The organism is Janthinobacterium sp. GW821-FHT03C08, assembly GCF_059420905.1.
The window spans coordinates 72,053-98,255 of sequence record NZ_JBWKUP010000022.1 but is presented as its reverse complement, the minus strand read 5'-3'; the positions used below and the strand labels follow the sequence as shown (position 1 = coordinate 98,255).

General features: G+C 66.6%; 21 protein-coding genes and 1 pseudogene. 5 read left to right on the top strand and 17 right to left on the bottom strand.

The features are described 5' to 3' along the window. From AC07VL_RS25385 to AC07VL_RS25330, 12 genes and pseudogenes are all read right to left on the bottom strand, one after another. Positions 1-2,425: pseudogene (locus AC07VL_RS25385) on the bottom strand (hypothetical protein); the annotation flags it as partial. After that, complete coding sequence (locus AC07VL_RS25380) at positions 2,422-6,432, bottom strand: baseplate J/gp47 family protein (RefSeq protein ID WP_494808302.1); 4,011 nt, start codon at positions 6,430-6,432, stop codon at positions 2,422-2,424. The gene AC07VL_RS25380 and the pseudogene AC07VL_RS25385, both read right to left, overlap by 4 nt. 13 nt (positions 6,433-6,445) lie before the next feature. Further along, entirely contained in the window at positions 6,446-6,874 is a 429-nt protein-coding gene (locus tag AC07VL_RS25375; RefSeq protein ID WP_494808301.1) for a GPW/gp25 family protein, read from the bottom strand. 3 nt (positions 6,875-6,877) lie between these two features. Beyond that, positions 6,878-7,177, bottom strand: coding sequence for a PAAR domain-containing protein (locus AC07VL_RS25370; RefSeq protein WP_298414270.1), 300 nt, complete (start codon positions 7,175-7,177; stop codon positions 6,878-6,880). A gap of 29 nt (positions 7,178-7,206) precedes the next feature. Beyond that, complete coding sequence (gene vgrG, locus AC07VL_RS25365; protein ID WP_494808300.1) at positions 7,207-9,006, bottom strand: type VI secretion system tip protein VgrG; 1,800 nt, start codon at positions 9,004-9,006, stop codon at positions 7,207-7,209. Beyond that, positions 9,003-9,695, bottom strand: coding sequence for a CIS tube protein (locus AC07VL_RS25360; protein ID WP_290600474.1), 693 nt, complete (start codon positions 9,693-9,695; stop codon positions 9,003-9,005). The genes vgrG and AC07VL_RS25360 overlap by 4 nt, the downstream gene beginning before the upstream one ends. A gap of 1 nt (position 9,696) precedes the next feature. After that, on the bottom strand, positions 9,697-9,885 hold the full coding sequence (locus AC07VL_RS25355) for a DUF5908 family protein (protein ID WP_494808299.1): 189 nt from the start codon (positions 9,883-9,885) through the stop codon (positions 9,697-9,699). Between the two features lie 12 nt (positions 9,886-9,897). After that, on the bottom strand, positions 9,898-10,422 hold the full coding sequence (locus AC07VL_RS25350; RefSeq protein WP_494808298.1) for a phage tail protein: 525 nt from the start codon (positions 10,420-10,422) through the stop codon (positions 9,898-9,900). A 2-nt stretch (positions 10,423-10,424) separates the two neighbouring features. Beyond that, positions 10,425-10,844 (bottom strand): phage tail protein, encoded by a 420-nt coding sequence (locus AC07VL_RS25345; protein WP_494808297.1) that lies wholly within the window; start codon positions 10,842-10,844, stop codon positions 10,425-10,427. Positions 10,845-10,933: 89 nt separating this feature from the next. After that, complete coding sequence (locus AC07VL_RS25340) at positions 10,934-12,808, bottom strand: phage tail sheath family protein (protein WP_494808296.1); 1,875 nt, start codon at positions 12,806-12,808, stop codon at positions 10,934-10,936. Positions 12,809-12,858: 50 nt separating this feature from the next. Further along, complete coding sequence (locus AC07VL_RS25335) at positions 12,859-14,106, bottom strand: hypothetical protein (protein WP_494808295.1); 1,248 nt, start codon at positions 14,104-14,106, stop codon at positions 12,859-12,861. 6 nt (positions 14,107-14,112) lie between these two features. Beyond that, the gene (locus AC07VL_RS25330; protein ID WP_494808294.1) at positions 14,113-14,697 is read right to left on the bottom strand and encodes a Pvc16 family protein; all 585 of its coding nucleotides are present in this window, start codon (positions 14,695-14,697) and stop codon (positions 14,113-14,115) included. Positions 14,698-15,087: 390 nt separating this feature from the next. On the opposite strand from AC07VL_RS25330, the gene AC07VL_RS25325 reads away from it, so the two are divergent. The 3 genes from AC07VL_RS25325 (at position 15,088) to AC07VL_RS25315 (ending at position 18,324) form a co-directional block, all read left to right on the top strand. Further along, a complete protein-coding gene (locus tag AC07VL_RS25325; protein ID WP_494808293.1) occupies positions 15,088-17,067 on the top strand; it encodes an eCIS core domain-containing protein in 1,980 nt (659 codons plus the stop codon). A gap of 77 nt (positions 17,068-17,144) precedes the next feature. After that, on the top strand, positions 17,145-18,104 hold the full coding sequence (locus AC07VL_RS25320; protein WP_494808292.1) for a hypothetical protein: 960 nt from the start codon (positions 17,145-17,147) through the stop codon (positions 18,102-18,104). A gap of 28 nt (positions 18,105-18,132) precedes the next feature. Further along, positions 18,133-18,324, top strand: a complete 192-nt coding sequence (locus AC07VL_RS25315) for a hypothetical protein (protein WP_494808291.1) — start codon at positions 18,133-18,135, stop codon at positions 18,322-18,324. 60 nt (positions 18,325-18,384) lie between these two features. On the opposite strand, the gene AC07VL_RS25310 is transcribed toward AC07VL_RS25315, so the two are convergent. From AC07VL_RS25310 to AC07VL_RS25295, 4 genes are all read right to left on the bottom strand, one after another. After that, positions 18,385-20,328: an FTR1 family protein gene (locus tag AC07VL_RS25310; RefSeq protein WP_494808290.1), complete on the bottom strand. Its 1,944-nt coding sequence runs from the start codon at positions 20,326-20,328 to the stop codon at positions 18,385-18,387. Between the two features lie 262 nt (positions 20,329-20,590). Continuing rightward, positions 20,591-21,628, bottom strand: coding sequence for a zinc-dependent alcohol dehydrogenase (locus AC07VL_RS25305; protein WP_494808289.1), 1,038 nt, complete (start codon positions 21,626-21,628; stop codon positions 20,591-20,593). A gap of 210 nt (positions 21,629-21,838) precedes the next feature. Further along, positions 21,839-22,759, bottom strand: a complete 921-nt coding sequence (locus AC07VL_RS25300) for an acetoacetate decarboxylase (ADC) (protein ID WP_494808288.1) — start codon at positions 22,757-22,759, stop codon at positions 21,839-21,841. A gap of 134 nt (positions 22,760-22,893) precedes the next feature. After that, entirely contained in the window at positions 22,894-24,132 is a 1,239-nt protein-coding gene (locus AC07VL_RS25295; protein ID WP_494808287.1) for an NADH:flavin oxidoreductase/NADH oxidase family protein, read from the bottom strand. A gap of 327 nt (positions 24,133-24,459) precedes the next feature. Here AC07VL_RS25295 and AC07VL_RS25290 point away from each other — a divergent pair, with 327 nt between their 5' ends. Next, complete coding sequence (locus AC07VL_RS25290; RefSeq protein ID WP_494808286.1) at positions 24,460-24,873, top strand: MerR family transcriptional regulator; 414 nt, start codon at positions 24,460-24,462, stop codon at positions 24,871-24,873. Positions 24,874-24,948: 75 nt separating this feature from the next. Here AC07VL_RS25290 and AC07VL_RS25285 read toward each other — a convergent pair whose 3' ends face one another. Continuing rightward, positions 24,949-25,326 carry a c-type cytochrome gene (locus AC07VL_RS25285; RefSeq protein ID WP_494808285.1) on the bottom strand — a complete coding sequence of 126 codons (378 nt, stop codon included), beginning with the start codon at positions 25,324-25,326 and terminating at the stop codon, positions 24,949-24,951. A 360-nt stretch (positions 25,327-25,686) separates the two neighbouring features. Between AC07VL_RS25285 and AC07VL_RS25280 the strand changes: the two genes are divergently transcribed. Next, positions 25,687-26,103 (top strand): hypothetical protein, encoded by a 417-nt coding sequence (locus AC07VL_RS25280; RefSeq protein ID WP_494808284.1) that lies wholly within the window; start codon positions 25,687-25,689, stop codon positions 26,101-26,103. Positions 26,104-26,203: the final 100 nt, after the last annotated feature.

The window sequence follows — 26,203 nt, the reverse complement described above, 5'->3', positions numbered from 1 at the left end:
GCGGCACGGTTCGCCGGCGCGCCTCGTGCAGGAAATGGGCCATGCGCCGGCACACTTCGCTGCGCCGCGCCGGCGAACCGTGCCGCAGCACGTGGCGCCATTCGCCGTACAGCCGCAGGAAGCGCCGCATGCGCCGGTGGCCCAGGACCAGGTCGTCGACGACGATGTGCGCGGGCGTGTTGTCGCGCAGGATGGCGCGCGCCTGGCTGCGCCAGCCGTCGTCGTCCGTCGCCTCGCCGTCGTTGCCGCGCGGCGCCGGCATGACGGCGCTGATGCGGAAGTTGAATGCGGCCGCCGCCTGCCCGCCGGCGCCGGGCGGCCCGGCCAGGGCGTCGCGCAACAGCACCCATTCGACGATGTACAGCCTTTCGTGGCCGCCCGCGGCGCGCAGCAGGGCGGCCGTCAGCATCACGGCATGCACGGCGTCGCGGCAGGGCGCCAGCTGCCACCAGTGCCCGTCCATGTCCTGGCAGGCGAGGATCAGCGGCCCGCCCGCCTGCAGCGTGCCGAGGCGGTAGCGCAAGGGGTCGGCCAGGGCCGCCAGCAGCGCCGGCTCCACGGCGCGGCCCGCCAGGGGCGCGTCCGCCATGGCGTCGCCCGCCAGGTCGTCGTCGCCGCCATGGTCGACGGGCAGGAACGCGGCCTCGACCCGCGCGCCGTCCTCCGCCGGCAGCTGGCGGCCGAAAGGCGCCTGCGCGCCATCGCCGGCGCCGCCGCGCGCGGGATCGAGCAGTCCCAGCTCGATGCGGCAGCGCACTTCCAGTCCCGCCATGGGGTGCTGGCGGTCGGCCTGCCGGTAGTCGATGCCGCGGCCCCGGTCGCGCGTCGCTTCCACTATGCGCCTGAGCAACTCCTGCCGGGCCCGCACCAGCGCCGCCTGGCGGGCCGCAGCCGCACCGGGCAAGCCGGAGACGGGCGCCGCCGCGTTCAGGGGCGAGGCGTACAGCGACAGCAGGAAGCCCAGCACGGCGCCCTGGCGCGCGAGCACGGGGTCGTTGCGCGCAGTCAGTTCGTGCATGCCGCGCTCATAGCCCGCCATCAGCAGGTCGTCGGCGCCCGGCACGCAGCCGCGCAGCGATTGCCAGGCATAGGTGCGCTCGCCGCCGGCCGTCACGGAAAACAGGTCGCGCACGAAGGCCAGCTGGCTGAAGTAGTCGGCCATCAACTGGTCGAAGGCCATCAGGTAGCCCTTCAGCTGTCTGGCCTGGGCCTGGCGCGCCGCGCCCGCGCCGGATGGCAGGCCATAGGCGCCGATGCCATAGACGGCGGGAAACTGCTCCTGCACCGACGTGTAGCCAGACAGCGGGACGCCCGTGCCGGCAGGCGGCGGATACAGCGCGTCATAGTCGTCCCGCAGCGGATAGCGGCGGCGCTGCAGCGCCCAGGCCCGGTCCAGCAGGCGGCGCACCTTGGCCGGACTGGGCGTGCAGACGGCGTTGTCACACAGCAATATCAGCCCATCGTCGCGCCAGGCGGTGTCCAGCTGCAGGATGTTGCCGTCGCCGGCGTCGATGCAGTCGTCCACGCCATAGCCGCGCGCATGGCCCTGGACGTACACCGTCAGCGCATCGACGGCCAGCACGCCGGGCACGCTGGCCATGGCTTCCAGCACGGCGCCCACGCGCACGCAGCGGGGCAGCGGCGCGAGCTGGTCGGCGCCGACAAAGCCCTGCAGCAGCAAGGGACCGTGGAAGATTTCCGCGCTCGTGCGGCCGGCCTGGCGCAGCTCGGCCAGCGAGCTGCGGCGCGGCTCCGGCGCCAGCACCATGCCGACGGCGAACAGCAGCTGGGCCAGCGCGGCGTCGGGATCGCTGAACTGGTTCAGCAGCACCGTGGCTTGCAGGCGGGTGGCGAGCGGGGCCAGCACGACGCAGGCCGCCACGTCTTCGCACAGGGCCCGCTGGCTGGCGTAGTGGTCGAGCAGGCGCGCGGGCAAGGCAGCCTCGGCCGGTGCATCGCAGCTGCAGTCGGCGCGGCGCGGCAGCACGTCGAGCCGGTACAGGCCGTCCACGCCGCCCGCGTCCCGCGCCGCCAGCGGCGTCAGCCAGACATTCGCCGCCTCCGGCACGCGGTCGAGCAGCAGGCGGCGCAGGTCGTCGGCGGTGACGGCGCTGACGGGCAGGATGTCCCAGGCCGCGCGCAGGCCCTGGTGCGGCAGGGCGATGGCGCCGCTGCCCGGCGCGCCCAGCAGGTCGGGTACGGGAAAACCGGCGCGGTAGGACAGCTCGGTAAGTGCATAGCACAGCTGCTCGAGGATGGTGACGCCGGGATCGGAATAGTTAAAATTGGTCCACAGCTCGCCCGACAGCTGCTGTACCAGCCGCGTGCCTTCCTCGACCAGGGCCTGGTAGTTCAGGCCCGCGTGCGCGGGCGGCGCGCGGGCGATGGTGGCGTTGTCCGCCGGCAAGCCGTCCCCTGCGCTCATGCGGCCTCCTGCGGTGGCGCGATGGCCGGCTGGCGCAGCAGTTCGCAGCCGTGCGGGGCGTCGGCCACCAGCGCGTGCGACAGGGCCGAGGTGTAGTAGGCGGGCGGCGCGCCCGCGCGTCCGGGGTCCGGTGACAGCCGCAGCGCGAGGATGGCCTTGACGTAGGGGCGCTGGCGGATGAAGCGCGCCACTTCCTGCCAGGTGTAGTAGCTGGCGGCGCGCGCTCCCAGCGCGGGCGTGGGCCATGGCGACAGGTAGGCGACCAGTTCCTCGTTCAGGCGGCGCAGGCAGGCGCTCTTGTCGTCGTCGGCAAAGCGCAGGTTGGCGTGCACGCACAGGCGCACGTATGGCGGATTGCTCACGTGCAGCTCGATGAAGGGGCTGATGCGCGGCGCCAGGTAGGCGGCGATCTGGCTCAGCGCCTGCGCCGTGCAGCCCGGCACGGTGGGGTCGTCGATGGCCGGGGTGGCGGGACCGGGCACGGCCACGAGCCACACCTGGCCCGGCGCGCAGCCGGGGGCGCCATTGCTGGCCGCCACCACGCCCGCCTGCCACAGCGAGGGAAAGGCCGCCAGCACCAGGCTGGCGTAGTCCCAGGCCTGGATGCCGTAGTCCTTGTGGCGCAGGCGTTCGGCCAGCCACAGGTCGAAGGCGGCACCGCTGGCCCGGGCCCGTCCGCCGAACGACGCTTCCGGCTGCACGATGCTGCCGATCTCCGGCAGCGGTGCCGCGGGCGCGCTGATGCTGCCGGCCGGCAGCGGCGTGCCCAGCGTGCCGGCGCCGCCCGGCCCCAGCCAGGTGGCGCTGGCGGCGTTGCCCAGCAGGCCAGCCAGCAGGGGATAGCGGGCGGCATCGCCTTCGGCGAACGCGGCGCGCAGGCGCAGGGGCGCGCCGGCGGGCCAGGGCGCCAGCGCGAAGCGCACGATGCCGGACTGGCGCAGGCCGTTGGTCGTGTCGCTTTGCGGCGCCAGCGCTTGCCAGGCAGTGCCGTCGCCTTGCTGCCAGTACGGCATCGCCGTGTCCATGGGCCAGCCGCCGGGCGGCGGCGCCATCTGGAACAGCAGGCTGAGTTCCGTGGCGGGGGCCGACAGGGTGATGTCCAGCGTGCCCGCGCCGGCCAGGGGCGCCAGCAGGGGCACTGCCTGGCCGTCTTGCCAGCCGGCCGCCTCGATCCGGTCAAACGGGCACAGGTGGAAAAAATGCAGGGCGGTGGCGCCCGCCTGGCCAGCGACGGGCGGCTGCGCGGCGGTCGCGCCGTAGCTGACCTGGATGCCTTGCGCCATCGGCAGCCATGGCTGGTTGGGAAAGGCGGGCTTGACGGCATCGTGCATGCATTTCTGGATGCAGTCAGGGTCCGTGTCGGCGGGCACGGCGCGCAGGCTGTCCTGCAGCCGGCGCATGCTGCCGGCCAGTTCCGGCCGCGCCACGGACGTTGGGGTGCCGATGCTGGCTTGCCAGGCTGCCAGCAGGGTGTCGCCGGCCGCCAGCGCGGCGTGCGCCTGCGCCACCCGTGCCGTGGCGCCGCCCGCCTGCAGGGCCGCGCCGTGCCCGGCCAGCCACTGCCGCAGGCCCGCATGCACGGCGGGGCTGTCCTGCCCCGGCGCGCGCAGGCGGCGCAGGCGCTGCAGCAGCGATGCGCCCGCCGCCTGGTGGCGCAGCGCCGCGCGCAGGCCGTCGCGCCATGCCGGCTGTTCCGGCATGGCGACGGCCTGGCCGATGGCGGCGTCGAGGGCAGCCAGCGCCTGTCCGTCCAGGCTGCCCAGGGATTGCTGAACGGCAACACTGACCCGCGCGGGGAAGCTGGCGTCGTCGCCTTCCTGGCAGGCGAGCAGCACCGGCTCCAGCGGCGCGTCGCCATCGCCGACGGGCGGCGGCGTGCATTGGCCCGCGCAGGACGCGGCGATGGCCGTCAGTTGCAGCGACGCGGCCATCACGTTGGGCGCGTACAGCACGTCGCCGAATGCATAGCTGGGGTCTTCCAGGCGCAGGCGCACGGCGCTCAGCTGCGGGTCGTAGTAGCGCTCGGCGGACCTGGCGATGACCGGCTCGCGCAGGGTCGTGCGTGGCAGCAGCGGCGCCGGCTCGATCTGTTGCACGCCCAGCTGGAACAGGCGCTGGAACGGCGGGCCGCCGCGCAAGGTCCAGCTGCCCGGATTGACCACCTCGAGGCCCGCCGTAAAGATGCGGTTGTTGAACAGCTGGCCGGGCGCGCGGGTGCTGCCATCGGCGTCGATCACGTAGCCTTCGTAATAGCCCTTGAAGCCGGAGCTGGCGACGGGCAGGCCGAACCAGGTGATGGTGACGCTGAAACAGTCCAGCCGCTTGGCGAACAGTTCGGGCGCGCTGATGCTCAGGGCCGCATGCTGCACGGGCGGCGAGCCGAACAGGGCGAACGGCGCGCCCGGGTCCAGCGGGCCGCCCGGGCCGCTGATCTGCAGCTGTTCCAGGCCGCTGACCGCCACCCGCAGCGCCAGCGCCGACAGGCTCAGCGCGGACAGCGCCGCGTACGGATACGCGCGTGCCTCGCCCGGGGCCGGCGGCGGCGACTGCAGCAGCCGCGCCGACAGCGTGGGCAGGCCGCCCCACGGCAGGGCCGCCTGCGCCGGGTCCGCCGCCCAGGGCGCGGCATCCGCGTCGAGCTGGAACGACAGCAGATAGGGACCGTCCGGCTGCGTCGGCGGCGCCACGTGGTAGCCATGGATATCGGCCCAGCCGTCCGGCGTCGTATAGCGCAGCGCGAAGGCGACGCCCAGCAGCCGCGCCAGGTCGGCGGGCGGCAGGCTGTCGGGGGCCTGCGCCGCCGTCGGCTGCAGGTACAGTTCGAGCTTGATTTCGCGCAAGCCGCCCGCCAGCAGCAGGCAGTCGCTGGCGATGGCAAAGCCGAGGCTGGCTTCCTTGGCGAGCAGGGCGCCATGCAGCCCCGGCTGGTCCGCGCCGAACAGGGGAAAGGCCGCAGTGATGGCCGGCGGCGTGTCCGACAGGGCCACCTCGCCGGCCAGCACCAGCCGGCCGGCCGGCGCGGCCGGGTCGCCGCACGGCGCCAGCGTCACGGTGCGCAGCGCCGTCACGCTGGCGGCACTCACCGTCAGGTCCGCGTCGAGCCCATACAGGATGGGCAGCCCATCGCTGTCGGTACCGGCAAGAAAGGGCGTGCCCTTGGCCAGGCTGGTCTGGCTGACGCCGTCGGCGGGGGTGAAGGCGAGGACCAGATGGTCGGGCGCCTCCGCCCGCGTCTGCTGGCGCAGCACCTGTTCCTGGTAAAAGTCGAGCAGGCGGCGGGGAAAGCGGTTGACGCTGTGCTGGGCGTGGCGGAACAGCTGGGCAAAGGCATCCCACAGCCCCGACTGGGGCGCGTGCCGCCTGTCGAGCAGGGACGCCGGCAGGGCCGCGACGGCGGCATCGCGCTCCTGCTGCAGGGCCAGCAGCAGACTGGCGAGGAATTCTTCCAGCAGTGCCAGCAATTCCTGCAGCCAGCCGCCGCCCTGGGGTTCGCGCTGCAGCCGCGCCTCGGCCGTTTCGCCGCCGAAATGCTGGGCCAGGCGCGCGGCCGGTTCGAGCAGCGGGCCTGGCGAGCGCCACGCGGGCACCTCGGCCAGCGCCGGCAGCAGCCCCGCATGGGGCACGCCGGCGCGGCGCGTGATGGCCAGCAGGCGCGTGGTGCTGCCGCTCAGCTCCTGCCACAGCCGCAGCCGCTGTTCCACGCCGATCACGTGGCGCAGGGCGTCGAGCAGCAGGTCGATCTGGCGCTCGATGTCGGCCAGGTCGAGCGCGGCCAGCAAGGCCAGCGCGACGCTCTGGTCGCCGCGGAAAAAGGCGGACCAGTCGCCATCGGGCGCGTCGGCCAGGTCGTAGAACTGGATCAGCCTGCCGTATTCGGCCGCAAAGGCGAGCAGGCTGGCCAGGCTGCGGCCATCCACGGGCGCGTGCCCGGGGTCCGGGGCATGGGCCAGCCGGTCGAGCTGGCTCATCGCCTGGTTCAGGGCGCCGGAAGCGGGGGACAGGCTCATTGCGCAGGCTTTCTCATGTCGGCGGCAGGGCCGTGGTCGCTTCGGACAGATAGTAGGGGTACACGAGGTTGCTGCGCGCATTCGTCTTGCGCACCAGGTAAGCGATGCTGATGTCGAGCCGCCCGTCCAGCGGCGACTGTTGCGTGATGTCGATGCTGATGACGTCGATGCGCGGCTCCCAGTTGAGTATCGCCTTCTGTACGGCCGTGCGGATTTCGTTCTCCAGCGTGGCGGTCAGCGCGTCGAACACGCGCAGGCGCAGATTCGTGCCATACGAGGCGAGCATGAGGCGTTCCGTGATGGCCGTGCCGAACAGCACCCGCAGGCACTGCTTGATGTTCGCGTCGTCGCTGGACATCTCCACCGACGCCAGGACGCGGCTGAAGGTGGGGGGGAAGGTCCAGCCCGTGCCCAGGAAGCGGGGCGCAAGGTCGTCGGCCATGCCTCAGCCTCCGATCAGCACGGTGGGCATGCCGATGGCGATGCTGCCGCCATGGGCCGTGGAGTCGCCCATCCTGGCGGCGGGGCGGCCGCCGATGGTGACGGTGGCCGAGCCCTTGACGATGGAGTCGGGCGGCCCCACGCAGACGCACATGTCGCCCACGCAGGCGGCGGGCAAGCCGCCGATCAGCACCACGGGCACGCCCGGCCCCGTGATGGGGCCGCCCACGTGGGGGATGGGCGGCACGCCGGGCGTGACCATGGGGCACACGTGCAGGTCGGTCTGTCGGGCGGCTGGGGGCATGCGCTGGCTCCTGTGGTCGATGGTGGGGATCAGTTGATCTTGACGATGCCGCCCTGGACGGTGACGATGCCGCCCGAGGTCAGCTTGGCTTCGGCCGAGCCCTGCGCCGCGAAGCTGGTGTCGGCCTTGGCGCTGATGGTGGCACCCGCGATGTCCACCCCGGCCTGGCCCTTGAGCACCAGCTTGCCCTGCGCGGCCAGGCTGATGTCGCCCTTGGCCGTCAGCGTTATCTTCGCCGCGCTGTCGACGCTGATGCCGCTGTCGGCCAGGACGACGGTGTTGCCGTTGCTGTCCTTGATCGTCAGCTTGCCATCCTTGTCGTCGAGGCGGATGCTGTGCTTTTTCTTCGTCGAGATCTCGAGCGCCGTCTCCTTGTCGAAGAAATCGAGGCGCATGCCGGCGCGGGTGACGATGGTCTTCTGGCTGTTTTCCCCGTCGGGCGGCACGGGCGGCGGGTTTTTCTTGCTGTACAGCGCGCCGAGGATGACGGGGAAGCGGGGGTCGCCATTCATGAAGGCCACCACCACTTCGTCGCCCGCTTCGGGGTAGAACTCGGCGCCGAAGCCGTTCGAGGCGTAAAATCCGCCCAGCCTGGCCCACAGCCCCAGGGTGCCCGCCTGCAGCAGAGGCAGCGACACCTGCACGCGGTATTCGCCGTCCGGGTCCTGGTCCGTCTTGAGCACCACGCCCGTCTGCAGGCTGGCCGCCGCCGGCAGCTGGCCCGAGGCGCCCGGCGCCACCATCTGCGGCGCCGTGGCCGCGAACCAGTCCGGCGACAGGCCGATCGTGGCGCTCGTGAGCCACAGCCCCTGCGCCAAGCGATGGTGCACGCCGGAGACGTAGGCCGCGCCGTTGAAGCGGTCGCCCAGGCCCGCCAGGGTCACCATGGCCCCCACCTCGGCCAGGGCGTTGCCCTGGAACTGCACTTCGCCGCGGATCTTCGCCAGGCGCGTCTTGAGCAGTTCGGCCGAGGACCAGGCCGTCAATTCGGCCGGCGCCAGGGTGCCTGCCGTCTGCTGCAGGTACTGCTTGACGTCGAAGACGCCGGCCAGCTGTTCCGAGGACAGGTTGCCGGGCGCCTTCACGCTGGTGCTGGCCTGGCCCGAGACGGCCACCTTCTGCGTGGCCGGGTCCCAGGCCTGGCTCTGGATGGCGCTGGCCTTGTACTGCTCGGTGGCGTCCATGCCGGCGCGAAAGTCGAGGATGGACTGGCCGTACGTCAGCGTCAGCACGGGCGGGGCGGCCGTGTCGGGCGGCGCCACCCTGACCTTGCCTGCCGACGTCACCACCACCATGCCGTTGAGCTGCGCGCGCACCAGCATCAGGTCCCAGTCGGAGCAGTAGAACTGCACCACGGCGGGCAGCACTTCCGTCGTGGCCTTGACGTCCGCGCCCAGGCCGGCCTGGCTGATGAGTTTTTCGATCACCTTGCTGTCGGTGGTCTTGTCAAAGATGGCGTTCTTGCGCGCCAGCGTCATCACCGCGGCCTTGTCGGTCGCCTCGACGATCAGCTGCGACGGCCCGTTGCCGCTGATGCTGATGCCCTGCTGGCACACCAGGCCGGAAAATACCGTGCTTTGTCCGCCGTCGTAGCCCAGCGCGATCTCCAGGCTGGCGCCGGGGATCAGGGCGGTCGTTTCGCTGATGGGAAAGGTGGCCGTGTTCGGGCTGCCGTCGGCGATCACCAGCCGCGCGCGCGGCAGCTTGTTTACGCCGGTCCAGATATCCACGGCCAGCACCTGGTAGGTGGAGTTCAGGGGCTTGCCGTCGGCCGTGATGGCGACGTTGACGATCGAGCCGGCCAGCAGGGCGGGGGAAGGCGCGCTCATGCCGCCGCTCCCGACAGGGGCGGAAACACCAGCTGCGCGCCCGGGCGCAGGCGGCGGAAGTCCGGCAGCCGGTTGAAGGCGGCCACGCCCAGGTAGTACTGGCTGCTGCCATAGATGCGGAAGCACAGGGCGGGCAGGGTGTCGCCGGCCAGCACCGTCACCAGGTGCGTCATGTCGGGCGAGTGCAGGTTCGCTTCCTGCGCCAGCTCCACTTCGCTGCTGAACGAGGTGAAGGACACGGCCAGCCTGGCGCGCAGGGGCGTGCCGTCCGGGCGGAACAGGGTGTAGCTGATGCTCAGCTTGCTCAACACGCAATCGAACTGCAGCTGCGCCCAGATCAGGCGCAGGAAATTGGGCCGGTGCGTGTCGCTGTTGACCGTCACGGCCAGCTGGCGGAATTCGTCGATCGGCGCCGTCACGCCCTTTTTCGGGATGGGCGTGCCGGGGATGGGCGGCGGCACCACGCCGGTGGCGTCGAATACCAGCTCGAAGGCCACCGTTTCCTGGCACACCTTGTTAAATTCGGGCGAAGCGCCATTGCTGCCCGGCGCCTGGCGGTCGCTGTGCGAGATGCCGTACTCGTGCGTATAGGTGGCGGGGTTGATCCACACGGTGAACTGGCCCACCTGCTGGTTGAATTCCTCATCGGCGTAGGCCTGGATGATCATGTGTTCGAGGCTGCCCGTCATGTCAGCGCGCCTCGTTCATGCGCAGGGTCTGCAGCACCAGGCGCACGCATTCGGCGACGATCTGGTCCTGCTGCGTGGCGGCCAGGGGCGCGCCGGCGCCGCCACAGCCGCCTGCCGCAGGCGCGGCCGGTTTCTCACTGGGGTCGCGCACTGCCACGCGCACGCCGATTTCACCTATATGCAGGGGCATGTCCATTCTCCTCTAGGGGCGTATCAGGGCCGAGACCGCCGGCACCATGGCGGCCGCTTCGGTGAGCGGCATGCGCGTCACCGTGGCGTAGGCAAATTCCATGACTTCCGTCAATACTTCGTTTTTCTGCGAATCGAACGGTCCCGTCATCCAGCGCACGGGCCAGGCCCGCGCGATATTCCACGCCACCAGGGGAATATGGTCGGCGCCGAGCAGCATGACCACCAGCGTCTGCGTCAGGATCGGCTGGGCCAGCGTGGAACCGACCGTCTGCGCCGCCCATTCGGACAGGAAGGATGGCCGCGTCACGTAGCCGCGCCGCAGCACCAGGTTGGGCGAGGACGTGGCGCCAGGCAGCTGGTGGACATAGCGGTTCTCGCCGCCTTCCTTCAGCGCTTCCGTTTCGATCTTCGCTTCCAGGCCCGACGCCTCCTGGAAGCCGGCGTCGGCCATGCTGCTCAGTTGGAGGGCCGTGCCCGTGCCCGCCACCATGACGGTAAAGTAGAACGATGGCGGCGGGCAATAGGGTGCAAACATCGTCACGGCGCCGAGATGACCATCGTCTCGAAGGCGATATCGACGCTTTCCACGGCCACTTCGTTGCCTTCCGATTTCAGCTCGGTGCCCGTGACCTTGATCGGGAAGGCATTGTTGAGGGTCCACACCATCTTCGGCGTGGCCGTCTCATCGAGCAGGCTGACCACCACGGTCAGGCGCGCGATGGTATTGAGCTTGATCTGGTCGAACCACGTCCACAAGGTCGTATCGTTGACGAAAATGCCCTTGCGCATGGAGACATTGCCCACCTTGCCCAGGCCCGGCATCTTGATCGGGTAAAAACTGGGGCTGTCGCCGTGGCGGTACTCGATCGGCGTGACCTCGGTGGACAGGCCCGTCACTTCCTGGAAACTGACGGTGCCGGTCGGCAAACCCGTGACGGAAAAATAAAATTTTGGCAACGGCCAAACATTGGGGGATTGAATTTCACCAGCCATCATGAACTCCTGCTAAAAAGTGATCGGATTGTTATTGAGTTATTAACTATCATTTACACGCCCTGCATGGTCTGCATGAAGGTCAGCTCGATGAATTCAGCCGGATGGATCAGCTGCACCGTGACGTTGACGATCATGTAGCCATTCAGCACGTCGAGCCCGCTCATGGTGGTGGGGACGCCACAATTGACGGTAAACGCGTTGCTGGCCTTGTCGCCCATCAGGCCGCCAGACTGCCACAGCTGGGTCAGGAAGTTGGAGATGGTGGCCGTTACCGTGGCCCAGGTGCCGCCATCGTTGGCGGCGAAGATGTATTGCTGCAGCGCCTGCTTGATCGACTGCTCGATATAGTTCAGGGTGCGGCGCACCTGGATGTAGCGGTAGTCGAGGCTGTTGCCATCGAGGGTGCGCGCGCCCCAGACGACGGTGCCGCGGTTGACCATGGAGCGCAGGATGTCGATGGCATTGCCGCTCAGGGGCACATTGAAATCGCCCTGTTCCGCGTCGGTCAGGTCGACCATCGGGTAGATGACGTTGTTCAGCGTCATGTTCGCCGGCGCATTCCACACGCCGCGGTTGTTGTCGTTCAGCGTCCAGATGCCGGCCAGTGCGCCGCTGGGCGGCACGACATTGAGCTGGGTGGCGAGGATCTGTTCGATTTTGCTCAGCAGGGGCGTGGCATTTTCCAGGTACTGGTCCAGCGCCACCCTGGCCGCCGGCGTGTCGTTCAGGGCGGGATTCGGCTTGGCCGGCGTCAGCGAGACCAGCTGCTTGGGCTCCGCGGTCATGGTGGCGACGATGGCGGTCGGGTCGCCGAAGGCCGTCGTGTCCGCCGTCACCACGGGAAAGGCGGCGGCGATATGTTCCGCCACGTCCTGGAACTTTTCCGACAGCTTGCCATCCTTGCCAGGCGGGTAGAGCCCGTACGCCTGCGAGGTGAGCAGGCTGTTCATCCACACGGTGCTTTCCGCGCTGCCCGACAGGTTGTTGTAGAGAATGTCGGCGGACGTCATCAGGGACGATTGCAGCGCCGGGCCATACGCGGCGCCATAGCTGAACGCTTCGGCGGCGGGGCTGATCGCCGTATAGAAGATCTTCGCCTGCTTGGCCATGCCCGTGGCGCTCCAGTTATCGGCATCGAGGGCGCCGGGCAGGTCGAGGATGGCGACCCGGTCCTGCAGCTTCTTCGACTGCCGGAGCATCTCCACGGCGATGTCCGCATAGCCGGGATAGCTGTCCGGGTGGCCATCCTTGCCTTCCTCCTTGGGAAACAGGCAGGCGTCCGGCACCAGCAGCATCGTCGGTCCGCGCGTCACGGCCGACACGTCCAGGCCCTTCTGCAGTTCGGTGGCGCTGATCTTGACGGGATCGGCGTCCGGCGTCGGCAGCACGCTCTGCTTGCCCCAGTAATTACTAACGGAAACGACGTAGCAATTGCCGCCGCCGTTCTTGAAGAACATCTGCATCGCCGAATACAGATTGAACTGGGCGATGGTCTTGATCTTGCTCTTGCCTTCTTCCGCCATTTCCGTCGCCTGTTGCAGCGCCGCATCCGGTGCAAGCGAAGTGCCGATGGAAAAATAGTCCGTTTTGTCGTCCAGCGCCTTCGTGTCCTTGGCCGACAGGACCTTGATGACGGCCTGGAAATCGTACTTGGCGTCAAAGGTGCTGTTATCGACGACCTCGACCACCCCTTTGGCGTCGAAGTCGCCGCCGAAGTAACTGTTATAGTCGGACAGCGAACTCAGCTGCACGGCCGTCAGGTACATCTGCTGGCCGCTCGACGGATCGACGGCCGTCTCCGTATAACCGATGAAAATGGGTACCGCCGTCGGCATGCCGACGATGGACGGCGGAAACGAGGGGAACTCGGTGATATAAACGCCGGGCGTTTTCCGATTCTTCGCTAGGGTTGTACTCGTCGACATGGACTTTTTTCCTTGTAGTTAAAGACCTGCAACATGGCAGAATTGCCGGATCAAACATACACATAAATCTCAGAAATCCCGGACTGGAACCGCTGAGTGAGACTCGGCCACACCGGCGTGGCGGCCGCCACCGGTAGCCGGGAAATCCTGATCGCATTTTCGTGGCCCTTGGCATCGCTGCGCTGGCCCGTCAGCTGGAAGACTTGCGTGGCGTGCTGGCTCAAGGGCAATGGCTGCTGCGCCATGAACACCGTGGCCAGGTCGCCGTTCGGCAGCAGCACCGGTTCCGGCTGGCAAACGAAGTCCGCGCCCTGGCCGCTGATCCGCAGGTCCCGCAGGATGCCCCTGGGGCCTTGCGAGACGATGTAATACTGCCAATAGGTATGCCGCGCATCGAAGGGCAGCACATACGGCGTGCCGCTGGCGGCCGGCGGCGCGGGCGGCGTGCCGAACAGGGATGGCAGCGGATACACGCCGGCACTGTCCGGGGTGGGCTGCGTCAGCAGCATGTCCAGCAGCAGCAGGGCATCGGCCTGGGGCTGGATGTACAGCACGCTCCAGGGATATTTCCCCGTAGTAACCTCGTTCCCGTGCGCATCCTGCACGCGCACGGTGTACAGGTCGAACGGCAGCGTGCTCATGTCGATCTGCGCCCAGCTCCATTGCGGGGCGCCGGCGCCGCTGCCGGCGGGAAAGATCGGGATCGGCTCCGTGCCCGGCGGCGGCAGCACCACGCGCCCGGCGATGTCGGCGACGACGACGCGCTGCGCGCCGGCGGGCAGGCGCAGCGTGACGTCGCGGCCGACGACGTCGTAAAAGGCCGCTCCGTCCAGGAAGGGGCCGGGCGACAGCCGCGCCAGGCCCTCTTCCAGGTGCGCCTGGCAATTGCTGGCATATAAATTGCGCTCATTGATCTTGGTGGCCAGCGGCAGCTGCGTGATGTCGATGAAGGCGGGATTTTGCAGCTGCATGGAAAAAGTCAGGCGCTCCCAGAATTCCAGCGTGCCGCCGGGGCCGGGCAGGGCCTTGGCGAGCAGGTAGGCCTGCAGGTCCTTGAGCCGGCCCCGCTGGATGAAGAGGCTGAAGCCGAAGCGCTCCTGCCTGAGTGCCATGCCGAAATTGCCCATCAGCTCCACGCTCGCAGGCGTGGGGGCGATGCGCAGGTCCGGGCAAAAGCCCCGCGACAGGCTGTAATAGGTATGCCGCACCGTCACGCTGAACAGTTTCACCAGCAGCGTATCGCCGCCGTCGGGCGAGAACGCCATGCCCATGGACAGGTAGTTGCGCTGGAGTGCCATGGCGGCTCAGCCTTGCGGGGCTTGCGCCGTGCCCAGGCCCATGGCGCCATACGTCCTGGCCCACATGGCGTTGGAGTCGAATGGCAGCAGGCGCAGCTTGTAAAAGGCGCTGGGCAGGTACTTGGTGCCCAGGATGCCCATGACGTAGTTGACGTCGACGGGCGTCAGGTTTTCCATTTCCAGCGTCAGCTTGTCGATGCCCGGCTTGAGCTCCGGCGTGTCGGACGGCGTGAAATAGGGGCGCTGCTGGAAAAACGAGATCAGGACCGAGATGGCGGCCAGGCCTTCCGCATAATTTCTCTCGGAGAAATTTGCCATGAACATCAGGTGCAGGTTGATGTAGATGGGCGGACTGACAATGGCAAAGGCGTCGCCGCCGGGCCGGGCCGGGGTGTAGGTGCTGATCATGTTTTCGCGCGTGATGTTGTACACGGTCATGACCACCTTGTCCTTGATGAATTCATTCACGCGGCCATTGTGGTCGACGATGCTCGACAGCACGACCCAGTCGTCATTGCGCCTGTGAATGTTGAGCAAGTACTCGTTGGCTTGCCGGCAAATCACTTCCAGCACATTGCGTATGTCCGACATGGTTCAGTACCCGGGAAACGGCGCTGCAGCTACGGCACCGCGCGCCTGCAAGCGTGGGCGCGGCGAGGAAAGGGACGGGAAATTCAGGTATGGCATTTGCTGTTCCATGGTAATTGTCGCTGCCTGGAATCATGTAACCGCAGCGATGGTAGCATGCAAAAAAAGTAATAAAACTATCCTATTGTCACGATAAATTTATTTGTTCAGGCCGCCATTCGGGGACGCCGCGAGGCCGGATCGCGGCGTGACAATGTGCGTGTTTTTTTACTATTCAAGCAAGTACAATCCGAACGCCGAGGCCGCCAAATGGCCATGCCCGGCCGGCTGCACGCCAGGCAGCCGCCGCCTTCTGGGCAGCCATTGATGTTTTCTCTACCGGGGAGCCGAACCATGCAGGCACACGCCGATACCACGCGCGATACGCGCCAAGGCAAGGCGGCCGGGCCGTCAGGCCAGGGCCGCATGCTGCAGGCGCAGGGCATGCACGGGCATCCCCGTTTGCGCCAGTTGCAGGCCCATGCGGAAATGGCCAATGGCGCTGCGCTGGCCAGGCTGCCCGTGCAGCGCATGGGCGGCACGGCGGCAGCAGCCCCTTCCACGCCTGGCGGCTTGCCCGCCGGCCTGCAGGCGGGCTTGCAAGGCCTGTCCGGCTATCGCCTCGACGATGTGACCGTCCATTACAACTCGCCCAGGCCGGCCCAGCTGCACGCGCACGCCTATGCGCAGGGCACGGCCATCCACCTGGCGCCGGGCCAGGAAAGGCACTTGCCGCATGAAGCCTGGCATGTGGTGCAGCAGAAACAGGGCCGGGTCAGGCCGACGCTGCAGATGAAAGGGGGCGTGCCCGTCAATGACGACCGGGCGCTCGAGCACGAGGCCGACGTGATGGGCAGCCGGGCGGCGCAATGGCAGGCCGGACTGGCCGCGCCCCGCAGGCAGGCGTCCGCATCGCCCGGAGTCGTGCAGGGCTACTTCAAAATTGGCAGCGCGGAGCGCACCAAGGCGATACCGGGGGAGTACCATCGGGGACCGATAGCGGACAGGAAACTGAACACTGTCCTGATTGCCTGGGCGAGGGATGATGATATTACCCATACTTATGTCACGTGGCAGGCTGCCGTCGATGACCTGGTCGAGATGCACGATAAAATCGTGGCAATATCGAATAAGTTGCTCGGGAGTAAGATTGAATTTGACAACATACTGGATAACTATCACTCCAGCCGCAGCCGCATTCCCCCCGTCATGCTCGACGGCGTACAGAATCGCCTGACCTTTTTGTTGTCCATGAACAATGATTGGCATTACCAGCGCCAGTGGGTGGCCACCTTCGGGGAAAAATATGCGGCGCTGGTGCAAGTGCTTGAAAAAGCAGCCCGGCTGCACGAACTGGGGCCCGTCGAGCAGGCCGAGCGCAAGGAGCAGTCCGTGGCCATGCATGGCGACGAGGTCTTCGAGCAGGTCGAGCATGCAACGCTCGGCCACCTGCATGGCATTCCGGCCCGCCTGTCTGACGCGAACCTGGACGAGCGGCATCAAGCCATCGGCGTCATCCGCGGCACGGACAACGAGGAATTCATGCAGCAGACGGGCAAGACGGCAGAGACATTTGGCCCGTACATCAAGGGCGCGATACTGGCGCCCTTCATCCGCGACAATCGCCGCGCGCTGCTCGATCTGGTGCACATGCTGGGCGACGCCACGGCGGTGTTCAGCCTGGAACGGGGCGGTTCGCTCGTCGCCGACCATCTGCTTGCCGTCAGGCGCGACATACTGAACGTCAAGATCGCGAAAACGGAGAAGCGCACCACGCAGCACAGAGACCTGGCCATGGCCATGATGAACCTGGAGGAGGGCCGGATGTTTTCCATGCTGGCGCGCAATCCGCATCTGCTGCATCGACCACCCATGATCACCATCGCCCTGACGGAAACGGCCATTTCCGGCTCCTCCGTCAATACCTTGCTGAAAACCATCAGCGACTACCATCATTTATTGCCACAAACGCAATTCCGCCTGCTGATCGAGCGCCAGACGATCAAGGAAAAGCGCCTGTCGGCGGCCAGGACGGGCGGCATCCGCGTGGAAGACCCCGGCATCGACATGCAAAAAAACCTCGTCACCAGCGCCATCCCGAAAGTGCAGATGTTCATCTCGCACGCGCAATACATCCTGGGAGAGGACGTGGATTATCAGATTTCCTATGCCGGCGAACACGCAGGCGAACCCTTGCTGATATTCGACGAGGCCCACGCACAGATCGTGGCGGTCAAGCTGAGTTCTCCTTCAATGACGCCGCGCGACATCCTCATGCGCATGATAGGCGGGGCCTACGACGAGACGCTGGGCAAACAGTTCAAGAACTTCTAGGCCGTCCGCCGGCGTGCCCCCGCAGTCGGCGGCCATGGGTTCTTGTTGGTAATGCAGGACATCAGGAGGAGATCGCCATGGCCCATCTTGAAGCGGCACGCACCGGCGGCGCGGCGGCCGGCCATGCCCATGCCGCACAGCCGCGGGGCGGGCAGGCAGCCGCCCCCCTGGCGCCAGGCGCCGGGACATTGCAGGCGCTGGCGGAAAATAGCCAGCAGGCCATGCAATTACAATCCTGGCACGCCATGGCGAATCACGGCGCGCAGGCGCAGGCCGTGGTGCAATTGCAGGCCGCCCCGCAGGCTGTGATTCAGCTGGGCAAGAAAAACGAGAAGTGGCGCAACGCTGCCATCGACGGGGAATTGAAAAGCGCCAGCGGACGCCTGACGGTGGGCACTTCTGCTGAAGCGGCCGATAGCGGCCACCACAAGCTTGCAAAAAGTAAATTGAAGAAACTCTACGTGTCGCTGACGGACGGCGACAAGACAACGCTGGGCGTCAAAGGCGAGAAAGACTTGCTGAGCCTGCGCTCCAATATCACCCTCGGTCCCAATTCCAGCCTGCGCAGCGATGACCCGGGCGACGGCTTCGATGCCAATTTCGTCGCGGGCGGCGCCATGACGCCGCGCTCGGCGCACCTGGCGCGCGCCGAGCAGGCGCTTGACGGCGGCGAGTTCAAAGACACCCATGTACGCGAGGGCGCGGAGTCCGGCGCGCGCTGGGGCGCCGTCGCGGGAGGGCTGGCTGGCCTGGCCAACTGGGCCTTGCCCCCGGTGGCCGCCTTGCTGGGCATCGCCGCCGGTCCCGTCGTGGCGGGGGCCGGCCTGCTGGCTGCCGGAGCCATGACCGGGGCGCTGGGCGGCTCCCTGTTCGGCTACTACAGGCAGAGGAAAAATGATCAAAGGAAACAGCGTGCCGTGGATGCAATCGCCGCGGCGGAGAAAATCCAGCCGACCAAGAAGAAGCTGGACACGAATTTAGCAATGTGGCAGGAAGATCTTGGTAAACACCCCAAGATATTTTCCAAAACAAAATAGGCCTGGCTGGCCGCACAAGCATTGCCACATGGACCATCTGGCGGGGGCGCTGGAAGCCGGCAAGCGGGCCGACCTGGTGATCCTTGCGCAAGACCCGCTGGACGAGAGCGTGCGCAAGCTGCGCGATATCGTGCTGGCAGAGACCTGGCCGGCTGGAGTAAAGATGCATGGCCACAGCCCGCTGTCGGCCGACATGGCGCGGGAAGCGGCCGCAAGGTAACAGCTCCCGATAGCTGCGTGCAGCGACCGGGAGCCATCGGCCGTTCCGGCGCGATGCGGATCAGGCCGGCTTGCCCTTGCCGGCCGAGATGCGGTTCCAGCCGTAGCCGGCAACGATGATGGCCAGGATGGCCGCCTGCGCCAGCAGGGTTTCCGCCGTCGGCAGGATGCCCAGCAGGTCGATGCGGGCGAAATCGACGGGGGTCACGCCCACCCAGCCCGCTTCCTGCAGCGCGGCCACGCCCTTGCCCATCAGGATCACGGCCAGCACGGCCACGAAGGCGGATGTCCACGAGAAGAACTTGCCGATCGGCATGCGGGCGCTGCTGCGCAGCAAGGCCCAGGCGATGACGGCCAGCAAGACCATGGCCACGAGGAAGCCGCCCAGCAGCGCGCCGCCATTGCCGTCCGCCGCCAGGGCGGAATAGAACAGCACGGTTTCAAACACTTCCCGGTAGACGGCGATGAAGGCCAGGGCGAACAGGCCCCAGGCGGAGCGCCGCGACATGGCCGCCGTGAGCTTCTCGTGCAGGTATTCCTGCCAGCGTCCGGCGCTGCTCTTCTGGTGCATCCACAGGCCCACGCTGAGCAGGACCAGGGCCGCGAAGACTGAGCCGAGTCCTTCGCTCACTTCGCGGCTGGCGCCGCTGATCGTCACCAGGTAGGTGGCCGCCAACCATGTCAGGCCGCCCGCGCCCAGGGCGCTGATCCAGCCCGCATGCACGTAGGGCAATACATCGTGGCGCTTGGCCTTGCGCAGGAAGGCGATGATGCCGATGACGATCAGCAGCGCTTCCACGCCTTCGCGCAATAAAATCGTCTGGGCGCCGACAAAGGTCGTCATCGGGTCGGCCTGGGCGTCGCCCAGCTCCGCCTCCACGTGGGTAAACAGTTGCTGCAGCTTGTCGCCGGCCGCCTCGGCATCGGCCAGCGTGCCCTTGGCCACGGCCGAACGGTAGGCCAGCATGGCGTTTTCCACGGCCAGCAGCAAGGACTTGTTGCGCGCGCCGACCAGCGGCTCGATCGGCTCGAAACCGTCCAGGTAGGCCGACAGGCCCAGGCGCGTGGCGGCGGCGCGGTCGCCCGCCCGCATGGCGGCCAGGCTTTCGGCCAGGCGCAGGCGCGACAGAGCCAGGCCGGCCGGCTTGTGCGCCTCGGCCTTGCCGGGCGCGCTGCGCAGGTAGGCCGTCAGCGCCTGGGCTTCGTCGGCGCCCAGCTTGGCGGCCGCCGCTTCCTGCGTCAGCGTCGTCACGGCGGCCAGGTCCGCGTACAGCTGTTTGGCCCGGGGATCGTCCTGCCACAGTTTTTCACCGTGCGTGCGCGCCGCCGCGTCGTGCGACATGCCGCCGACAAAGAAGGCCAGGTCCCAGCGTTCGCTGTCGGACAGCTGGCCGAAACTGGCCATTGACGTGCCGGCCACGCCCTGCGAAATGACCTGGTACAGGGCCATCAGGCTGCGCGACTGCGCCCGCTCGCCATCCGTGAAGGCGATAGGCTTCGGTTCCAGGCTGGCCGCCAGCGGGCCGTCGCCGCCGCCGGCCACGCCGTGGCACGACGCGCACTGGGCCGCATACAGGGCCGCGCCGCGCGCCAGGTTGGGCAGCGCCTTGGGCGCCACGGGGATCGGATAGGCGGCGATGAGCAAGCCGTTCGCATGGTGCGCCAGGCGCTTGACCTGCGCGCCGTCCGCCTTGGCGACGACGGCGGCGCGCAGCTCGGCGATGGCGGCGGCGATGGCCGCCTTCGACGCGTGCCCGGGCAGGGCGGCGATCTGCGTCGCCGCGTTGTCCGTGAAGTCCAGCATTTCCGCGTATTCCGCTTCGCTCACCACCTTGCCGTGCTCGACGGCGCCACCGTAATCGACGGCCACGTAGTCGATCAGCTGCCACAACTGCTTGGCGCCCGTGTCTTGCGCAGTCTCCTGCGCCTGCGCGCCACCGGCCAGCAGCAGGGTGGCGGCCAGGAGGGGATAGCAGGCGAGCCATTTCTTCATTTTAATGAACATGATTCTCATTCTCATTTCTTGTTAACCCGGCGACTATAGGACAGCTACTCGCGGGTGTCAACGGCGCACGGGCGTGCGCGGGCACAAAAGGCGGCGCCCGGGGCATATTGCTTGCCGGGCTGGCAGGGGGAGGGGACAGACAGGGGGCCGGGATGCGCCGCGGGCGGCGGGAGAAGGGAAAGACGGGAGGCTGGCCGCGCGCGCGCCGCGGCCGTGTCCGCTTGCCGGCGGCAGGGATGCCCCTGCGGCGCCGGCGGGCCGGTCAGCCTTGGCTGAAGTCGAGCACGACGCGCGCGGCCACCTTGCCGTGCTCCAGGCGGTGGAAGACGTCGTTGATGGCTGACAGGGGCTGCAATTCCACGTCGGCCCTGACCTTGCCATTGGCGGCAAACGCCAGCGCCTCGGCCATGTCCTGGCGCGTGCCCACGAAAGAGCCGCGTATCGTCACGCAATTGGCGACGACGTCGAACAGCGGCGTGGGGAAGTCGCCCGGCGGCAGGCCCACCAGCACGCAGGTGCCCCGCTTGCGCGTCATGGCCACGCCTTGCTGGAAGGCATCGAGCGACGGCGCCGTGATCAGCACGCCGTGGGCGCCGCCGCCCGTCGCCTCGCGCAGGGCCGCCACCGGGTCGCCCTGGCGCGCATTGATGGCCACTTCGGCGCCGAGGGCGCGCGCGTGTTCCAGCTTGCCTTCATCGATGTCGACGGCCGCCACGCGCAAGCCCATGGCCAGCGCATACTCGATGGCCAGGTGGCCCAGGCCGCCGATGCCCGACACGGCCAGCCATTCGCCCGGCCGCGCTCCCGTTTCCTTGATGCCCTTGTAGCTGGTCACGCCGGCGCAGATGATGGGCGCCGCCTGCACGGCGGACAGGCCCGCCGGAATATGCGCGACATAGCGCGGGTCGGCCAGGATGTATTCGGCGAAGCCGCCATTCTTCGTGTAGCCGCCGAACTGTGCCTCGGCGCACACGGTTTCCCAGGCCGCCAGGCAATGTTCGCAATGGCCGCAGGCGGAATACAGCCAGGGCACGCCGACCCGCTCGCCCAGTTGCACTTCCGTCACGCCCGCGCCCATGGCCACCACCAGGCCGATGCCTTCGTGGCCGGGGATGAAGGGCGGCGCGGGCTTGACTGGCCAGTCCCCGCGCGCCGCATGCAAGTCCGTGTGGCAGACGCCGCAGGCTTCCGTCCTGACGAGGATCTGGCCGGGGCCGGGTACCGGCACAGGCACCTCGCGCAGCACCAGCGGCTGGCCCAGTTGCTCGACGACGGCGGCTTTCATGGTAGTGGGTGTCATGGTATTCCTTGTGAAGTGGCAAATGCATAATGCAGGACGCAGGCGCTCTGTCACGGTCTGTGCATCAGAGACTTGCGAATGATCATATTCTGCTGCACACAATAGGAAAATTGATTGATCTACATCAACTTATACCGGGAGGGCCGGGGATAAAAAAGCACCTGGCACGGTGCTTTTTCACTGCTTGCTCGCTGCTGGCTGTTCCGCACCTCACTTGCCGGCACCGAGGGCTTGCAGCGGCTGCGGGGCATACAGCGCATTCTGGAAGGCGGGCACGTATTCATATTTCATCATCTTCCCCAGCTTCAATGACTTGATGTACCGCGAAAAGCTGCCGTCGCCCAGTTGCAGGTCGACCGATTCCGCGCGCGTACTCGATGCGTGGCTCAGCAGGCGGGAAACGGCACGGCCATACGTCAGCTTGCCAGCGCCATCCGTGTTGGTGAAGCTGTTGCTCACCAAATCGGCCTTGTGCGACAAGTCGCCCAGTTTTTTTCCTTCAAAGACAAAATCAAGCTTTCCCGTTGCGCTATCGGTGACTTCGAAGGAAATGCTGGATGCCGTCTCCTTCAGATCGATGGCTGTCAGCCACTTGGGCAGCTGGTACCCGACGACGCCGCGCACCCTGGCCAGTTCCGTGTTCACGGGCAGCTTGAGCACATAGCCCCAGAAGTCCTTGGACAGCGATTGGCCCAGCAAGGTAAAAGGGCCAAAACTGCGTGCGCCGGGTTGATTGGTCACGATCGCCAATGAAATTTCATTGTAGCTGTCGTTGTCGCAGTAGTCATAGGCGTAGGCCGTCAATGCCACGGCGCCCCGGCCTGGCCACACTTGCAGCGGCTGCACCTGCTGGCGTATGTCTTCCGGCATCAGCTCCTTCAGCCTTGCCAGGTCCGCCGTAAAGACGGCCGTGATCTTGCGGTTCTTGTAATAAAAGTTCGGCGAATACGAGGTAAAGCCGATGTCCACCTTTTCTTTCCTGATTCCCTTGAACCAGCTCAGATCGACGTCCGGCGCTTCCGACGCGATGACCGACAAAGGCGGATTCGAGCGAAAGCGGTCATACAGGCCGCCGGCCTGCACGGGAACGTCATGGCCCGCGATATTCACGACGACCTGGGTGTTTTCCACGGCGGTGTCAGCCCGGGACACGGTTGCTGCCGTACTCAAGAGACATCCAGTGGCTGCCGCGGCAATGTTCATCTTCATTTCTCGCTCCTGCAATGATTGATCTGGAAAAGTTCAGTGAAGACCCACCGCCGCCATTACGCGGCAAGCGCCTGCCTGTGCATCCGGCGGCGATACTGCCGATTCCTGACGACGGTTTCCCATTGCTGAACCAGCAAGGCCAGGGCAGGGGCCACATTCGGCCTGGCAGGCTTGCCCTGGCTCAGGCGCCGCAGCTGGTACTTCACCATCGCCATATAGGCGATGGACGACAGCACCTTGTTTTTCCAGGTGATGGCCCGCAGCGAGGGGCTGGTAGCCTTATCGGACAGCCAGGCCTGCGGCAGCCGCGGATCGAGCGCCAGCGCCGTCCCCATGCCGGCCATGGCGATGCCGCTGTCGAGCACTTGCTCGACCACCTGGTAGCGGCGTATGCCGCCCGTCACCATGAGCGGCATGCGGGCCACCGTGGCGATGTCCTTGGCGAATTCGAGGAAATAGGCTTCGCGGGCCAGCGTGCGGCCATCGCGGGTCTGGCCATGCATGGCCGGCGCTTCATAACTGCCGCCAGACAATTCAATCAAGTCCACGCCCAGCGTGTTGAGCATGGACACGACCTGTTTGGCATCTGCCGCACTGAATCCGCCCTTCTGGAAGTCCGCCGAGTTGAGCTTCACCGCGACGGCAAAGCCTGTGCCGACTGCCTGCCGCACCGCGCTGACGACATCGACCAGCAGCCGCGCCCGGTTTGCTATCGATCCGCCCCAGCGGTCGTTGCGCTGGTTGGTGATCGGGGAGAGGAACTGGCTGATCAGGTAACCGTGCGCCGCATGGATCTGCACGCCCGTAAAGCCAAACTGCTGCGCCAGCTGTGCGGCGCGGACAAAGCGCTGCGTCACGTCGGCAATATCGGCCTCCGTCATCTCGCGCGGCGCCGCAAATTGCTTCGAGAAATTACCCAGATCCATGGACACGGGGGACGGCGCCATGGTTTCCTGTCCCATGGCGGCAGGCATCTGGCGGCCCGGATGGTTGATCTGCATCCAGATGTGCGCCCCGCGTGAACGGGCCGCACGGGACCACTGCTCGAAGCGGGCGCCAAACTGCGCCGACTCGAGCACCACGCCGCCGGGGCCCGTCATGGCGCGGCGGTCGATCATCACGTTGCCGGTGATCATCAGGCCGACGCCGCCGTCGGCCCACGACTGGTACAGGCGTATCAGCGCCGCCGACGGCGCGTGGTCCTGGTCTGCCATGTTCTCTTCCATGGCGGCTTTGGCGAGGCGGTTCGGAATGACTGTCCCATTGGGCAGTGTCAGTGGGGTAAAGGGTTGCATGCTGATCTCCAAGGTTGCGATAGCCTCACGATAAGCTTTAAGCTAACTTGAAGGTCAAGCCCCCAAACGAAAAAAATTCCCATGTCGCGTTCGGGACACTGCTTTGATGACGTCCGCATCCATCGGGCCGCAAAGCGCTGGCGCTTGCCCATCTTCCGCTTGACATTCAAGCTGGCTTCAAGCTTATAGTCGGTGACGCGCTGTCCGGCGCACAGGGCCGGGACTAGGCAAAGGGACGGAGGACGATTCCATGTCTGTGTTCAACAGTGGCACAGGCACCGCCGAAAGCCCTTCGGGACAACAAATCGCAATATTTTAGGGAACACCATGAAAATTGGCGAATTGGCCAGGCGCAGCGGCTTGGCCGCTTCCACGATCCGCTTCTACGAATCGAAGGGCTTGCTCAAAGCCGTGAGCCGGCAGTCGAACGGCTACCGCGACTATCCGCTGGAAGCCGTGGCCGTGCTGTCCATTATCAGCGGCGCCCAGCAGGCGGGCTTTTCCCTGGAGGAAATCAGGCAAGTCTTGCCGGAGGATATGTCTTCATGGAAACATGACGAGCTGCTGGCGGCACTCAACAAGAAGGTGGCGGATATCGCCTTGCTGGAAGCGCGCCTGGCCCGGAACAAGGCCCAGCTCCTGTCGCTGATTGAACTGATTGATGCCAGGCCGGAGGATGTGGATTGCCAGGAAAATGCTGCCAGGGTCATGCATAGTATGGGCATGACTGGCAAGGAGTAGAGACGCGATGCACATCACGCCGCAGCCATCACGGAAGCGGCGCCAGGGGCGTCACAGCCACCTGGCATCGGTATATCACCGGCTTGCCGCAATCACCTCGCTCATATATTGATGCAAATCGCGAAAATCGCTGACTTTCCAGGCGTACGGCGCCACCTTGACGCCATTCTCTCGCAGGGTTTTGGGAATCAAATCGCCATTCGGGCGCAGTATGACCGATGACACGATGACACCGGGGTAATCGCGCAGTCTTTTCTTGAAGGCGGCCGTCGTGAGATCCGGCGTGGGCGGATTGCTTTTATGCGCCAGCGCGCCCGTACCCTTGATATCCGCGCCGTGGCACATGGCGCATCGCTGCATGAACAGCTTTTTGCCGTTGGCATTGTCCGCGAAGGAAGGCGGCGCTTGCATGAGCGATAACATTCCCAACGTAGCGATAACTGATATTTTCATTTCTTCATGTAGTCTGGTTGTATGAACCCGATATGTATCGGGGGAAATCCCCGCCGTGCGCCTGCCGCAGCCCGCTCCCCGCGAGGCGGGAACGGGGGGAACCGTGGGCAATGCGCGCGCGTTTGCGGGAGGGCGGCCCGGCGGCATTGTCCCACAAGCCCCGCATGCGACGCCCGGCATTAGCGTGCGCCGTCATTTTGCAGGATTGACAGGGCGAGGCGTGGAAAATGCTTGACCTTCCCGCCATTGGAACGCTTAGAGTGCGCATATCGGCAAGTATTGCGTATTGTTTGGCCATATTGCCGTCCCGTATAATCGGCCCCTGTCCAGCCAGCCTGGCAACACCCTTATAGAACGTTGATGAAGATAAGTCGCGCCACGCGTTTATTGACGGCATTCGTCGCCATACTCAGCATGCTGTTCATGCAGCACGCTGCCGCGGCATACCTGTGTCCGGGCGCGCCGCTGGCGGGGAGCAGTCCGGCGGCCACCCTGCACGCGGCGATGACGGCCATGCCGGACATGCCCGGCTGTACCGGCATGGATATGGATCAATCGACCTTGTGCCATGTGTACGCGCATGGCGATGCCGCCAGGCAAACACTGGACAAGGTACACGGCGCCGACTTGCCGCCTTTCATCGCGATCGTCGTGCCGCTGCTGTGGCTGGTGCCCGACGCCCCCATCCGGCAGGACATCCGTCCGCCCTCGGACGTGACCCTGGCGCGCTCCACCGCGCCGCCCATCGCCATCCGCCATTGCTGTTTCCGCATTTGACACTGCAGATTGCCTAGAACCTTGTCGTCTCGCCATTCTATTTGGCGCGGCGCTATTGTCCATCGCATTCTGGAGTTCCCATGTCACTCTCGCACGGCGT

Coding starts and splice junctions, on each gene's coding strand:
- AC07VL_RS25305 (WP_494808289.1), bottom strand. CDS start 21,628: ATGACACCCACTACCATGAAAGCCGCCGTCGTCGAGCAACTGGGCCAG.
- AC07VL_RS25370 (WP_298414270.1), bottom strand. CDS start 7,177: ATGCCCCCAGCCGCCCGACAGACCGACCTGCACGTGTGCCCCATGGTC.
- AC07VL_RS25375 (WP_494808301.1), bottom strand. CDS start 6,874: ATGGCCGACGACCTTGCGCCCCGCTTCCTGGGCACGGGCTGGACCTTC.
- vgrG (WP_494808300.1), bottom strand. CDS start 9,006: ATGAGCGCGCCTTCCCCCGCCCTGCTGGCCGGCTCGATCGTCAACGTC.
- AC07VL_RS25315 (WP_494808291.1), top strand. CDS start 18,133: ATGGACCATCTGGCGGGGGCGCTGGAAGCCGGCAAGCGGGCCGACCTG.
- AC07VL_RS25295 (WP_494808287.1), bottom strand. CDS start 24,132: ATGCAACCCTTTACCCCACTGACACTGCCCAATGGGACAGTCATTCCG.
- AC07VL_RS25360 (WP_290600474.1), bottom strand. CDS start 9,695: ATGACGGGCAGCCTCGAACACATGATCATCCAGGCCTACGCCGATGAG.
- AC07VL_RS25310 (WP_494808290.1), bottom strand. CDS start 20,328: ATGTTCATTAAAATGAAGAAATGGCTCGCCTGCTATCCCCTCCTGGCC.
- AC07VL_RS25335 (WP_494808295.1), bottom strand. CDS start 14,106: ATGGCACTCCAGCGCAACTACCTGTCCATGGGCATGGCGTTCTCGCCC.
- AC07VL_RS25280 (WP_494808284.1), top strand. CDS start 25,687: ATGAAGATAAGTCGCGCCACGCGTTTATTGACGGCATTCGTCGCCATA.
- AC07VL_RS25320 (WP_494808292.1), top strand. CDS start 17,145: ATGGCCCATCTTGAAGCGGCACGCACCGGCGGCGCGGCGGCCGGCCAT.
- AC07VL_RS25290 (WP_494808286.1), top strand. CDS start 24,460: ATGAAAATTGGCGAATTGGCCAGGCGCAGCGGCTTGGCCGCTTCCACG.
- AC07VL_RS25325 (WP_494808293.1), top strand. CDS start 15,088: ATGCAGGCACACGCCGATACCACGCGCGATACGCGCCAAGGCAAGGCG.
- AC07VL_RS25355 (WP_494808299.1), bottom strand. CDS start 9,885: ATGCCCCTGCATATAGGTGAAATCGGCGTGCGCGTGGCAGTGCGCGAC.
- AC07VL_RS25330 (WP_494808294.1), bottom strand. CDS start 14,697: ATGTCGGACATACGCAATGTGCTGGAAGTGATTTGCCGGCAAGCCAAC.
- AC07VL_RS25285 (WP_494808285.1), bottom strand. CDS start 25,326: ATGAAAATATCAGTTATCGCTACGTTGGGAATGTTATCGCTCATGCAA.
- AC07VL_RS25350 (WP_494808298.1), bottom strand. CDS start 10,422: ATGTTTGCACCCTATTGCCCGCCGCCATCGTTCTACTTTACCGTCATG.
- AC07VL_RS25380 (WP_494808302.1), bottom strand. CDS start 6,432: ATGAGCCTGTCCCCCGCTTCCGGCGCCCTGAACCAGGCGATGAGCCAG.
- AC07VL_RS25340 (WP_494808296.1), bottom strand. CDS start 12,808: ATGTCGACGAGTACAACCCTAGCGAAGAATCGGAAAACGCCCGGCGTT.